Genomic DNA, 12,962 nt, shown 5'->3' with positions numbered 1-12,962 from the left:
GGGGGGAGTAGCGCTCGGCCGGGTGCGGACCGTCGTCAGTCGGCGGAAGGCGCCCACCCCACGGCCTCGATACGGGCCGCGTCGGCGGGCCGAGCCTCGTCGAAGACCGTGCGGGCACCGTCCTCGACCCGCAGCCCGTCGGCGTACGCGCCGCGCCCCACGTACAGCTGGTCCGTCGCGTACCGCCAGCGCAGCTGGACCCGTTCGGCCCGCCAGGAGGAGAGGTCCGCGGTGAGGCGGTGCCAGACGCGCCCCGACCAGCCGGACGCCGTGCCGTCAGGGTGCTCCCGAGGGGGCGTCCCCCGGTGCTCAGTGGTGAACGGAACCGGCTGCCATGTCGTGCCGCCGTCGCGCGAGGCCTCCAGGCGCAGGGCGTCCGAGCCCGGCTCGGTGTCCCACCACAGCTCGCACCGCAGCTTCGCCCGGTCGGTGGCCAGGGTGAGCGGCGGCAGGGTCAGCGTGGCCGTCGCCGCGTTCGCCATGCCGGAGAACCACGCGGTGCGCCCGCGTGCGGGACGTACCGGGACGGCGCGTGCCATGCGGTTCGCCGCTGCCACCCTGGGGGCCGAGCCGGAGCGCCAACTGCGCACCGGGTGGACGGAGTTGCCGAGGACGACGAGGAACGAGTCGGTCGTCGGGTCGAGGACGAGGGAGGTGCCGGTGAATCCGGTGTGGCCCGCGGTGCGCGGCGTGGCCATCGCGCCCATGTACCAGTGCTGGTAGAGCTCGAAGCCCAGGCCGTGCTCGTCACCGGGGAAAGCCGTGTTGAAGTCGGTGAACATCAGCTGCACGGACTCGGCGGAGAGGATACGGGAGCGGCCGTACACCCCGCCGTTGAGCAGTGTGCGGCCGAGGATCGCGAGGTCCCAGGCGCAGGAGAAGACCCCCGCGTGTCCGGCCACCCCGCCGAGGCCGAAGGCGTTCTCGTCGTGCACCTCGCCCCACACCATGCCGCGGTCGAGGCCCGACCAGGGCAGGCGGGCGTCCTCGGTCGCGGCGATCTTCGGCTGCCAGGACGCGGGCGGGTTGAAGCGTGTGCGGTGCATCCCGAGTGGAGCAGTGATCTCGTCGTGGAGCAGTGCGTCCAGCTGACGACCCGTGATCTCTTCGAGGACCAGTTGGAGCGAGATCAGGTTCAGGTCCGAGTAGAGGTACTTGGTGCCGGGCGGGTTGAGCGGTGCCTCGTTCCAGATGAGGCGCAGCTGACCCTCCCGCGTGGGTTCCTTGAAGAGGGGGATCCAGGAACGGAACCCCGAGGTGTGGGTGAGGAGCTGGCGGACGGTGACGTCCTGCTTGCCGGCGCCCCCGAAAACGGGGAGGTACGAGGCGACCTTCGCCTCCAGCTCCAGCTTGCCCCGCTCGATCTGCTGCACCGCGAGCAGCGAGGTGAACAGTTTCGAGACGGAGGCGAGGTCGAAGACCGTGTCCTTGGCCATCGGGATCTGCCGGTCGGCCGGCAGCTCGACGCCGGTGTCGGTCTTCTCGTCGTACGCCGCGTAGCGCACCGCCTTGCCGATTGGCTGGTGCAGGGCGACCGTACCGCCGCGGCCCGCGAGCAGGACGGCGCCCGCGTACCACGGGTGCTTGGGGGAGGGGCCGAGGAACTGCTCGGCGTCGACGACCAGTTGCCGCAGATGTCCGGCGAGCAGCCCGGCGCGCTCGGGGCTGCCGGGCCGCAGCGTCGGACGCTTGGCCTCGGCCGCGGATCCCGCCGCCGCGGCAGGGCCCGCGGGGAACGGCACCAGTGCCAGCGCCCCACCCAATGCCACGACGCGCGCTCCCAGTTGGCGTCTGCTCAGCCCGCCGCCCGCTCTGTCGGACGCCGCCCCGTTGTCCTCGGCCATGACCGTGCCCCCTCCTGGAACGCTCCTGGAACTCTCCTGAGCTGAAATTATCTTTCGGGATCACAAGAGACTGCTGAAACTTTCATGTCAGTGCCGGGCTCTGTCAACCACGGGCGCCTGCCAAAGATCTGACACCGCATCAGAAAATCTCTTCCGTCGTCCGGGCGGCTGCGGCATCCTGCGCCCATGCAGACAGACCTGAGCAGGAAACTGGGGATCGAGCACGCCATCTTCGGCTTCACGCCCTTCCCGGCGGTGGCCGCCGCCATCAGCAGGGCGGGCGGATTCGGCGTGCTCGGCGCGGTCCGCTACACGGCGCCCGACGAGCTGGCCCGGGATCTCGACTGGATGCAGGAGCACGTCGGCGACCGGCCCTACGGACTCGATGTCGTGATGCCCGCGAAGAAGGTCGAGGGGGTGAGCGAGGCCGACGTCGAGGCGATGATCCCCGAAGGCCACCGGCAGTTCGTCAAGGACACCCTCGGCAAACACGGCGTACCCGAACTGGCCGAAGGGGAGGCGTCGGGCTGGCGCATCACCGGGTGGATGGAGCAGGTCGCCCGCAATCAGCTCGATGTCGCCTTCGACTACCCGATCAAACTCCTCGCCAACGCTCTCGGCTCACCGCCCGCCGACGTCATTCAGCGCGCCCACGACCATGACGTACTCGTCGCCGCACTCGCGGGCAGCGCTCGCCACGCGCGCAAGCACGCCGACGCGGGCATCGACATCGTCGTCGCGCAGGGCTACGAGGCGGGCGGCCACACCGGCGAGATCGCCTCCATGGTCCTGACGCCGGAGGCCGTCGACGCCGTCGCGCCGCTGCCGGTGCTCGCGGCGGGCGGCATCGGCAGCGGGGACCAGATCGCGGCCGCCTTCGCGCTCGGTGCGCAGGGCGTGTGGCTCGGCTCCCTCTGGCTCACCACGACGGAGGCCGACATGCACTCGCGGGCGCTCACCGAGAAACTCCTGGCGGCGGGCTCGGGCGACACGGTCCGCTCACGCGCCCTGACAGGCAAGCCCGCGCGGCAGCTGCGCACCGAATGGACCGACGCCTGGGACGACCCGGACGGACCCGGCACGCTGCCCATGCCGCTGCAGGGGCTGCTGGTCGCCGAGGCGGTGTCGCGCATCCAGAAGTACGAGGTCCAGGCGCTGCTCGGCACACCCGTAGGGCAGATCGTCGGCCGCATGAACAGCGAACGCAGCGTCCAGGCCGTGTTCGACGACCTGACCAGCGGGTTCGAGCGCGCCATCGACCGCGTGAACCGCGTCGCCGGACGCGACTGACGCCTGACGCCTGACGACCGACGAGACGGAGGAGAGGTCCTTATGAGCAGCATGCCGGGCAGCACGCCCACCAACGGCTTCTGGGCGCAGGCCGAGGCGGACCCGGACCGCGTGGTCCTGACCGCGCCCGACGGAGAGGAGTGGACCGCGCGGCGCCTGCACGCGGCGACCAACCAACTCGTCCACGGGCTGCGCGCCGCCGGCCTGGAGCGCGGCGACGCCTTCGCCGTCGTGCTGCCCAACGGCGTCGAGTTCCTCACCGCGTACTTGGCGGCATCCCAGGCGGGCTTCTATCTCGTCCCGGTCAACCACCACCTGGTCGGGCCCGAGATCGCCTGGATCGTCGCCGACTCCGGGGCGAAGGTGCTCATCGCGCACGAGCGGTTCGGGCGGTCGGCGACCGACGCCGCCGACGAGGCGAAGCTCCCGGCCACGCACCGGTACGCCGTGGGTGACGTGCCCGGCTTCCACCCCTACCCCGAACTCCTCGCGGGGCAACCAGAGTCGGCGCCCGAGGACCGCACGCTCGGCTGGGTCATGAACTACACCTCGGGCACGACGGGACGCCCGCGCGGCATCCGGCGCCCACTGTCCGGCAAACTCCCCGAGGAGTCCTACCTCGGCGGCTTCCTCGGCATCTTCGGCGTCAAACCCTTCGACGGCAACGTGCACCTCGTCTGCTCGCCGCTCTACCACACCGCGGTCCTCCAGTTCGCGGGCGCGGCCCTGCACATCGGCCATCCGCTGGTCCTGATGGACAAGTGGACGCCCGAGGAGATGCTGCGTCTCATCGACACGTACAAGTGCACGCACACCCACATGGTGCCGACCCAGTTCCACCGCCTCCTCGCGCTGCCGGACGAGACGAAGGCGGCGTACGACGTGTCATCCATGCGCCACGCCATCCACGGCGCCGCGCCCTGCCCCGACCACGTCAAACGGGCGATGATCGAATGGTGGGGCGAGTGCGTCGAGGAGTACTACGCGGCCAGCGAGGGCGGCGGCGCGTTCGCCACCGCACAGGACTGGCTGAAGCGGCCCGGCACCGTCGGCAAGGCCTGGCCCATCAGCGAACTCGCCGTGTTCGACGACGACGGCAACCCGCTGCCGCCCGGTGAGCTCGGCACCGTCTACATGAAGATGAGCACCGGCGGATTCTCGTACCACAAGGACGAGTCCAAGACGAAGAAGAACCGCATCGGCGACTTCTTCACCGTCGGCGACCTCGGCTATCTGGACGAGGACGGCTATCTCTACCTCCGCGACCGCAAGATCGACATGATCATCTCGGGCGGCGTCAACATCTACCCGGCCGAGATCGAGTCCGCGCTGCTGACACACCCCGCCGTCGCGGACGCGGCCGCGTTCGGCATCCCGCACGACGAGTGGGGCGAGCAGGTCAAGGCAGTGGTGGAGGTGGCCGAAGGCCACGAGGCGGGCGACGCGCTCGCCGCCGAGATCCTCGACCACTGCGAACGCCAACTGGCCGGCTACAAACGCCCGAAGAGCGTCGACTTCATCAAGACCATGCCGCGCGACCCGAACGGCAAGCTCTACAAGCGAAGGCTGCGAGAGCCGTATTGGGAGGGGCGGGAGCGGGCGCTGTAGACGCGTCTCGTCAGGGGCGCGGGGGAACTGTGTGCTCAGCCCCCACCGACCGAAGGTGCGGCACAGAACAGGGCCACCCCGCGTCGGGCAGGACGCGGGGTGGCCCTGTTCCCGCTAACGCGGCACGGCAGCCCCCCGCACCTTCACCACCTTCAGCTTCGGGTCCCGCATGATGTCCTTCTCGCAGAACCGCGAGGTGACCCAGCGCTCGTCGGCGTACAGCCGCGTCTGGTCGCGGTAGTGCGGCGAGTTCGGGTTGGACGACTGCGAGTAGGTGAGCAGCGTGCGTGCCTTCGGGCAGTGGCTCTTGTCCCAGCCGACCGCCTGGATGTGGCTCGAACCGTGCGCCACCTCGGTGTAGCCGCCGCCCTTCGCGTCCCACACCGGCTCGACCTTGTTCCACACGCCGATCGACTCCGTGCCGCCATGGATCGGCAGCCGCTCCGAGCCGCGTACGACGAACTGGTTCCTGCCCAGCGGCGCGTCGAGCGCGATATTCGCCCCGCGCAGCTCGGCCACCGAGTCGGCCAGCGCGGTCGCGAAGCCCGGCGCGGCCGTGTTGAGGGTGTTCGGCGTGCGCACCGGATCGGCGGCGGAGAACGGCACCTTCCACAGCTGGGCGTTCGGCACTGCGGCGACCAGCTTGCGCCAGAACCGGTCGAAGAGCAGGGCGCCCCTGCTGTCCGTGTCCATGCTGTGGTCCCACGCCTTGAGGGCGGCGCAGGCCTTGCGCACGTCAACCGCCTTGCCGTCGCTGCCCGTTGCCTTGTCGCCCGGGAGCGCCGCGCACGCACGCGCCGCGTCGTCGGCGGCCAGGTCGCCCGCGGGGGCACGGTTCGCGAACTGCTGCTTCTGGAGGTCGGTGACCGTCAGGTCACCCTCCTTCGCCATCGCCGCGACATCCTCGATGGCGCCGCGCGTGCGCATGGAGCGCTGCGTGCCGATCGTCCCGAAGACCCGCTCGTAGCCGGTGATCGGCCGCTCGGCATTGGTCAGCCAGGCGCTGTCGTTGGAATTCTCCGCGTACGGCGCGTCCTTGATGGTCGGCATCTTCGACGGGCCGAAGATCCCCGGCTGGACGGCGTCCTTGTCCGAACCGATGGCGCAGTCACCACGCGAACCATCAAGCACCGCCACGCCCGACGCCGGATACGTCACCTTGCCCAAGTCCGTGGAGCAGCGCTCGGCCAGGTCGTCGGTGATGCGGGGCAGCACCTGCGACTGGCTGAGCAGCGAGTGGCCCTTGCGGTCCGCGGCGACGGTGTTGACCCAGGGCAGTCCCTGCGTGTCGCGCAGCGCCTTGAGCACTCCGTCGGTGGAGCGGGCCTTGCCGAAGCCGAGGTCGGTGTCGGTGCCGCGCAGGTTCGTGGCGTTGGGGTCGTTCAGGGCGTACGCCGTCTTCGCCGACCAGGGCAGCGGAAGCTGTGCGCCCAGGTCGGTGGTGACCGGGCCGTAGCGGGTCCACCACTGGGTGCGGGTCACCGGCGGGCCGTTCTTGACCCGCACCTCGACCGTCCGCTTCGTCATCTTCTCGCGCTTGCCGTCCACCAGATAGGTGGTCGGGTCGGCGGGATCCAGAGTGAGCTGATGCAGATTGAGGGTCACGCCGGTCGCCACCGTGTGGCTCCACGCCACATCGTCGTTGAAGCCGATGTTGATGACGCTCGTGCCGAGCAGCGAACCGCCCGAGACGTTCAGCTCGCCGGGGATGGTCTGCTGCGACTGCCAGAAACGCCGGCCGCCCTGCCAGGGGTAGTGCGGATTGCCGAGAAGCAGGCCCTTGCCGTTCGCGGTGGTCTTCCCGCTGAACGCGACGGCGTTGGAGCCCATGACGGCGTCCTCCGCCGAGAACAGGTCGCGGGCCGCCTTCGCCGTGCGCTCGGGGTCCGGTGCGCGGTCCGGAGCGGTGGCGCTCGGCGGCTGCGCGGCGGTGATGCCGTCTATGCCGCGTCCATGACCGCCGAGCACCTGCACGGCGAAGCCCTCGCGGGCCACGTCCAGGGAGGTGATCGGGCGCAGCCACTTGGCGCCCTTGCAGGCGGGGTCGGTGACGCGGTTCTGCTTCAGCCAGGCGTTGTAGCCCGCCGCGAAGCCGCTCATCAGCTTCTTCGACGTGGCGCTCGGGCCCGCCGGGGCGGGCTGCTTGAGGAGTTTCTCCACCGTGCGCGTGTCCCGGACACCGCCGAAGTAGAGGTCGCTGGCGAGGTTCGTGGTCGCCGAGGACAGCGAGCCGTCGGGCTTCCCGTCCGGGCCGAAGTGGCGTGACCGCTCCCCGCGTACGGTCACGTAGCCCTCGGCGAGGGTGCACACCTGGTCGGCGGCCTGCGCCCAGCCGGTGCCGAAGCCGAGGTTCTCGTAGTCCTTGGCGAGGATGTGCGGGATGCCGTACTGGGTGTAGCGCAGGGTGGCGGACAGACCGCCGCCGGACGGGCGGGCGTCGCGGTCCTCCGCCGCGCCTGCGGTGGCGGCGGACGACGGCAGGAAGGCCGCGGCGGTCAACAGGCTGATGCCCAGGGCCGTGAGGCGTCTGGTGCGGGTACGCATACGCATGGTGCCTCCCAACAGAGGTGAGGGAAGGGGCGGTTGAGCGTACCAAGCGGTATGTCACTTGATCGAGTGGCGCGACCGGTCGGGTTCGCGGCCCGTACGGAACTCGTCCGCACCCAGCACGGATCGGGTCCGCGGCCCGCACGGAGCCTTGACCGCCGCGACGCACGCGGCACAGGATCACGCCATGACGGGTGTACGCAGCAATACGGTCGACGATGTCCTGGGACGCAGTGCGCGGCGCGTGCCGGGGCGGGTGGCACTGCGCTATGGAGAGCGGGTCTGGACCTACCGCGAACTCGACGACGCCGTGACCCATGCGGCGGCGTACCTCCATCGGGAGGGGCTGAGGGACGGCGCCCGGGTCGGTGCCTACGGACACAACTCCGACGCGTACGTCATCGGCTTCCTGGCCTGTGCCCGCGCGGGCCTGGTGCACGTGCCCATCAACCACAACCTCAAGGGCGAGGACCTCGCCTACATCATCGAGCAGTCGGGCAGCTCGGCGGTCCTGGTCGACCCGCACCTGGAGCACCGGCTGCCCGGCGGCGTGCGCGCGATGCCGTTGCGGGACGCCACGGGCTCGCTGCTCGAACACACCCGGGGGCGCGAGGGCGAAGCCGTCTTCCTCCTGGGTCCCGACCACAGCGGTGACCTCGCCCAACTGCTCTACACCTCCGGCACGACCGCATTGCCGAAGGGCGCGATGATGACCCACCGCGCCCTCGTCCACGAGTACGTCAGCGCCATCACCGCCCTGGGCCTCAGGGAAACCGACAAGCCCGTCCACGCCCTGCCGCTCTACCACTCGGCGCAGATGCACGTCTTCCTGCTGCCCTATCTGGCGATCGGCGCCGAGAACACGATCATCGACGCGCCCGACGCCGAGCGGATCTTCGATCTTGTCGAGGCGGGCCGCGCCGACAGCCTCTTCGCGCCGCCCACCGTATGGATCGGCCTGTCGCAGCACCCCGGCTTCGCCACGCGTGACCTCGGCGGCCTGCGCAAGGCCTACTACGGGGCGTCGATCATGCCCGTCCCCGTCCTGGAGCGCCTGCGCGAACGACTGCCCTCGCTCGCCTTCTACAACTGCTTCGGGCAGAGCGAGATCGGCCCGCTGGCCACGGTCCTCGGGCCCGACGAGCACGAGGGGCGGATGGACTCCTGCGGGCGCCCCGTGCTCTTCGTGGAGGCGCGGATCGTGGATGAGCGAGGGCTTGAGGTGCCCGACGGCACCCAGGGCGAAGTCGTCTACCACTCACCGCAGTTGTGCGAGGGCTACTGGGACAAGCCGGAGGAGACCAAGGAGGCGTTCCGGGACGGATGGTTCCACTCCGGGGATCTCGCCGTGCGGGACGAGGAGGGATACTTCACCGTCGTCGACCGGGTGAAGGACGTCATCAACTCCGGTGGTGTCCTCGTCGCGTCGCGCCAGGTGGAGGACGCGCTCTACACCCACGAAGGCGTCGCGGAGACCGCCGTGATCGGGCTGCCGGACGAGCGCTGGATCGAGGCGGTCACCGCGGTCGTCGTACGCAAGGGAGAGCAGGGAGAGGTCACCGAAGCGGAACTCATCGAGCACGCGCGCGAGAAGCTCGCCCACTTCAAGGCGCCCAAGCGGGTCCTCTTCGTGGACGAGCTGCCGCGCAACGCGAGCGGGAAGATCCTCAAACGGGAGCTGCGGGACCGCTTCAGCGCGTCGTAGCTGCCGGGGCCTCGTGGTTACTTGTCGCGCAGGTCCACGATCCGTTTGAACTTGCCCACCGACCGCTCGATGGTCTCCGGGTCGACGATCTCGACCTTCACCGAGACGCCGATGCCGTCCTTCACCGCCGACGCGATCTCCCGGGCCGCCGCCTCGCGCCGCTCGGGAGTGGTGTCCGCGCGGGATTCGGCCCGGACCGTCAGCGCGTCCATGCGGCCCTCGCGGGTGAGGCGCAGCTGGAAGTGCGGGGCGACGCCCGGCGTCCGCAGGACGATCTCCTCCACCTGCGTGGGGAAGAGGTTCACTCCGCGCAGGATCACCATGTCGTCCGACCGGCCCGTGATCTTCTCCATCCGGCGGAAGACCCGTGCGGTGCCGGGCATGAGGCGTGTCAGGTCGCGGGTGCGGTAGCGGATGACGGGCATGGCCTCCTTGGTGAGGGAGGTGAAGACCAGCTCGCCGCGCTCGCCGTCCGGCAGGACTTCGCCGGTGATCGGGTCCACCACCTCCGGATAGAAGTGGTCCTCCCAGATGTGCAGGCCGTCCTTGGTCTCCACGCACTCCTGGGCGACTCCGGGGCCGATGACCTCCGAGAGCCCGTATATGTCGACCGCGTCGATCGCGAACCGCTCCTCGATCTCGCGGCGCATCTCCTCCGTCCACGGCTCGGCGCCGAAGATGCCGACCTTCAGGGACGTCGTGCGCGGGTCGACGCCCTGGCGCTCGAACTCCTCCAGGAGAGTGAGCATGTAGGAGGGCGTGACCATGATGATCTCGGGGCGGAAGTCCTGGATCAGCTGGACCTGGCGTGCCGTCATGCCGCCGGACGCGGGAATGACCGTGCAGCCGAGCCGCTCGGCCCCGTAGTGCGCGCCGAGTCCGCCGGTGAACAGGCCGTATCCGTACGCCACATGGACCTTGTGGCCGGGGCGGCCGCCCGCAGCGCGGATCGAGCGGGCGACGACGTCCGCCCACATCGTCAGGTCCTGCTCGGTGTAGCCGACGACCGTGGGCCGGCCCGTGGTTCCGCTGGACGCGTGCAGGCGTCGTACCTCGGACTGCTCGACCGCGAACATCCCGAAGGGGTAGTTGTCCCGCAGGTCGGTCTTGGCCGTGAAGGGGAAGCGGGCGAGGTCGGCGAGCGTGCGGCAGTCGTCGGGGCGCAGGCCCGCCTTGTCGAACGCGGCCCGGTAGAAGGGCACGTTCTCGTACGCGTGCAGCAAGGTGTCCTGGAGGCGCTCCAGCTGCAGTGCCTCCAGCTCCTCGCGCCCGAGGCGCTCCGCCGCGTCCAGCATGGCCGTCATATGCGGTTTCTCCCGTCCCAAACGGGCGACCGATCATTCGGTCGTCGATCTTCCGTCAAGGTCAGTAATCCAGTCACGGAGGCGGCCGTCAAGAGATCGCGCAGGGTGGCCTTGAGCTGCGGCGCGAGGGCCTCGCAGCGTTGTCCGAATGCGGCGTGGGATGTGATGATCACCTCCATGCCGACCTTCAGGGGAATCGCCGTGCGTCCTGTCTCGTCCGTGAGGCGTCTGCTTGCTGCCGGGGTCGTCACGGCGGCTCTGCTCGCCGGTGGCGGGGGTGGGGTGGCGGTCGCCGCTTCCCCGACGCCGCGGCCCGCCGTGTCCTCGTACGCCCGGCTCCACTCCCTGGTCGATCTCGCCGCCCAGCGCCTGGCCACCGCCGATCTCGTCGCTGCCGCGAAGTACGGCACGGGCAGCCCCATCGACGACCCGGCGCGCGAGAAGCAGGTGCTCGACGACGTCGCGCGGCAGGCGCGGGATCTTGGCGCCGATCCCGAGGCGACCGTGCGGGTCTTCCGGGACCAGATCGAGGCCAACAAGGTGGTGCAGCGGGAGTTGCACCAGCGGTGGGACGCGGACCCCGCGCAGGCGCCGACGCCGGAGGAGCGGCCTGATCTCGCGGAGGTGCGCAAGGAGATCAACCGGGTGAACGGGGAGTTGGTGCGGGGGATCGCCGCGTCTGCCTCTGCCCGGACGGCGCCGTCCTGCCGGGGGCTTGTGGCGGTGGCGGGCGTACGGGTGCGGGGCGAGCGGCAGCTCGACGCGCTGCACGTCGTGGCTCTGGGGCGAGCGCTTCCGTCCGTCTGCTCGGCCTGACGCCCTTCTGGCCCGCCGCTTCGCGCCGGATTCTTTCCCGCCCACCCGATCGCCCCGCGGTGACAAGGGGTGGGTGTTCCTCAGCCCCCCGCAGCCACAGTCTTCGCCCACCTGTAGTCCGCCTTGCCGCTCGGTGAGCGTTGGATTTCGGGGGTGAAGACCACGGCTCGGGGGATCTTGTAGCCGGCGAGGTGGGTGCGGCAGTGGGTTTGAATGGTTTCGAGGTCCAGTGGTGGGGCGCCGTCGCGTAGTTGGACGACCGCGGCCACGCGGTTGCCCCAGCGCTCGTCGGGGACGCCGGCGACCAGCGCGTCGTACACGTCCGGATGGGACTTGAGGGCCTGTTCGACCTCCTCCGGATACACCTTCTCGCCACCCGTGTTGATGCACTGCGAGCCCCGGCCCAGGACGGTGACTATGCCCTCCTCGTCGACCGTCGCCATGTCACCGAGCAGCACCCAACGCTCCTCGCCCTTCTGGAAGAACGTCTCGGCGGTCTTCGCCGGGTCGTTGTAGTAGCCGAGCGGTACGTGGCCGCGCTGGGCCAGGCGGCCCACCACACCCACCGGCACCGGCTCGTGGGTGGCCAGGTCCACCACCTGCGTACGTTCGTTGACCTCCAGGCGGAAGCCCTTCTCCGGGCCCGAGTCATCCGTCGCCTTGCCGTTGGAGCCGGACTCGGATGAGCCGAAGTTGTTCAGGAGCAGGACGTTGGGGGCCAGCTCCTGGAACTGCGCCCGCACCGTCTCCGACATGATCGCCCCGGAGGACGAGACGCTGAAGAGCGACGACAGGTCGGTGCCCTTGAGCGGTCCGTGCAGGGCGTCGATGAGCGGCCTGAGCATCGCGTCGCCCACCAGCGACACGCTGGAGACCTTCTCCCGCTCGATCGTGCGCAGCAGCTCCTCGGGGACGTACTTGCGGTGAATGGCCACCCGTTGGCCGTAGTTGAAGGCGATGAACGACGTCAGCGTCGACGTGCCGTGCATCAGCGGGGGAGCGGGGAAGAACGTGATGCCGGGCCCGCCCGCCGCTACACGCTCCGCCAGCTCCTCGGGCCGCTTCACCGGCGAGCCCGCGGGCTCGCCGCCGAAGAGCCCGGCGAAGAACAGGTCCTCCTGGCGCCACATGACGCCCTTGGGCATGCCGGTGGTGCCGCCGGTGTAGATGATGAACAGGTCGTCCGCCGAGCGCGGACCGAAGCCGCGCTCCGGCGAACCCGCCGCCTCCGCCTCGGTGAAGGCCACCACGTCGAGCGCGGGCGCGTCGTCCGGCGGGGTCCCCACCCGCACCAGATGCCGCAGCTTCTCGGTGCGCGGCAACGCGGCCGCGACCCGCTCGGTGAACTCCGCGTCGAAGACGAGCGCGGCGAGGTCCGCGTCGCGATAGAGATAGACCAACTCCTCTTCCACGTAACGGTAGTTGACATTGACGGGAACGAGACGTGCCTTGAGGCAGGCGAGGACGGTCTGGAGGTATTCGACGCCGTTGTAGAGGTGAAGCCCCAGATGCTCGCCGGGCTTCAGCCCGCTGTCGATCAGGTGGTGTGCGATGCGGTTGGCGGCCCGGTCGAGTTCGGCATACGTCAGCCTGCGTTCCGCCCCGGTGCCGGGGTGATCGATGTACACGAGCGCCTCGCGGTCGGGGACCACGTCGACGACCGACTCGAACAGGTCGGCAAGGTTGTACTCCACCGCTCCTCCTGACCCCGGCGTCATCTCTTCTTGTCTTCTGGACTGCTCGTCTTCTGGCGGTCATCAGAGCAGAGGCGCCCACAAGTGTGAAGGGTCCCCGTTGAAGAAATCTGACTGACTGTCAGAAAACTATTGAACTGGCTCCCTGCCTACT

At 69.9% G+C, this 12,962-nt stretch carries 8 protein-coding genes; 4 read left to right on the top strand and 4 right to left on the bottom strand.

Annotation, left to right across the window (positions count from 1 at the left end):
- Positions 1-35: 35 nt before the first annotated feature.
- Entirely contained in the window at positions 36-1,844 is a 1,809-nt protein-coding gene (locus ACZ5U5_RS03775; protein ID WP_469015780.1) for a serine hydrolase domain-containing protein, read from the bottom strand.
- A gap of 186 nt (positions 1,845-2,030) precedes the next feature.
- On the opposite strand from ACZ5U5_RS03775, the gene ACZ5U5_RS03770 reads away from it, so the two are divergent.
- Together ACZ5U5_RS03770 and ACZ5U5_RS03765 are read left to right on the top strand one after the other, a co-directional pair.
- Positions 2,031-3,134: an NAD(P)H-dependent flavin oxidoreductase gene (locus ACZ5U5_RS03770; RefSeq protein WP_469015777.1), complete on the top strand. Its 1,104-nt coding sequence runs from the start codon at positions 2,031-2,033 to the stop codon at positions 3,132-3,134.
- A gap of 51 nt (positions 3,135-3,185) precedes the next feature.
- On the top strand, positions 3,186-4,742 hold the full coding sequence (locus ACZ5U5_RS03765; protein ID WP_469016929.1) for an acyl-CoA synthetase: 1,557 nt from the start codon (positions 3,186-3,188) through the stop codon (positions 4,740-4,742).
- Positions 4,743-4,856: 114 nt separating this feature from the next.
- Here ACZ5U5_RS03765 and ACZ5U5_RS03760 read toward each other — a convergent pair whose 3' ends face one another.
- Positions 4,857-7,286, bottom strand: coding sequence for a penicillin acylase family protein (locus tag ACZ5U5_RS03760; protein WP_469016926.1), 2,430 nt, complete (start codon positions 7,284-7,286; stop codon positions 4,857-4,859).
- Positions 7,287-7,476: 190 nt separating this feature from the next.
- Here ACZ5U5_RS03760 and ACZ5U5_RS03755 point away from each other — a divergent pair, with 190 nt between their 5' ends.
- Entirely contained in the window at positions 7,477-8,994 is a 1,518-nt protein-coding gene (locus ACZ5U5_RS03755; RefSeq protein ID WP_469015775.1) for an acyl-CoA synthetase, read from the top strand.
- Positions 8,995-9,011: 17 nt separating this feature from the next.
- Here the strand turns inward: ACZ5U5_RS03755 and paaK are convergent, their stop codons facing one another.
- Entirely contained in the window at positions 9,012-10,298 is a 1,287-nt protein-coding gene (gene paaK, locus ACZ5U5_RS03750) for a phenylacetate--CoA ligase PaaK (protein WP_469015772.1), read from the bottom strand.
- A gap of 177 nt (positions 10,299-10,475) precedes the next feature.
- On the opposite strand from paaK, the gene ACZ5U5_RS03745 reads away from it, so the two are divergent.
- Entirely contained in the window at positions 10,476-11,114 is a 639-nt protein-coding gene (locus ACZ5U5_RS03745; protein WP_469015769.1) for a chorismate mutase, read from the top strand.
- An 80-nt stretch (positions 11,115-11,194) separates the two neighbouring features.
- Here the strand turns inward: ACZ5U5_RS03745 and ACZ5U5_RS03740 are convergent, their stop codons facing one another.
- A complete protein-coding gene (locus tag ACZ5U5_RS03740) occupies positions 11,195-12,808 on the bottom strand; it encodes an acyl-CoA synthetase (protein ID WP_469015767.1) in 1,614 nt (537 codons plus the stop codon).
- Positions 12,809-12,962 lie beyond the last annotated feature (154 nt).

It is taken from the genome of Streptomyces sp. NPDC033177 (assembly GCF_055577715.1).
The sequence above is the reverse complement of the archived record's forward strand: the minus strand, read 5'-3'. Positions and strand labels throughout refer to the sequence as shown.

Bases quoted from the DNA above. Each gene is read 5' to 3' on its own strand.
- ACZ5U5_RS03755 (WP_469015775.1), top strand. From the start codon at position 7,477: ATGACGGGTGTACGCAGCAATACGGTCGACGATGTCCTGGGACGCAGT.
- ACZ5U5_RS03745 (WP_469015769.1), top strand. From the start codon at position 10,476: ATGCCGACCTTCAGGGGAATCGCCGTGCGTCCTGTCTCGTCCGTGAGG.
- ACZ5U5_RS03770 (WP_469015777.1), top strand. From the start codon at position 2,031: ATGCAGACAGACCTGAGCAGGAAACTGGGGATCGAGCACGCCATCTTC.
- ACZ5U5_RS03760 (WP_469016926.1), bottom strand. From the start codon at position 7,286: ATGCGTACCCGCACCAGACGCCTCACGGCCCTGGGCATCAGCCTGTTG.
- paaK (WP_469015772.1), bottom strand. From the start codon at position 10,298: ATGACGGCCATGCTGGACGCGGCGGAGCGCCTCGGGCGCGAGGAGCTG.
- ACZ5U5_RS03775 (WP_469015780.1), bottom strand. From the start codon at position 1,844: ATGGCCGAGGACAACGGGGCGGCGTCCGACAGAGCGGGCGGCGGGCTG.
- ACZ5U5_RS03765 (WP_469016929.1), top strand. From the start codon at position 3,186: ATGCCGGGCAGCACGCCCACCAACGGCTTCTGGGCGCAGGCCGAGGCG.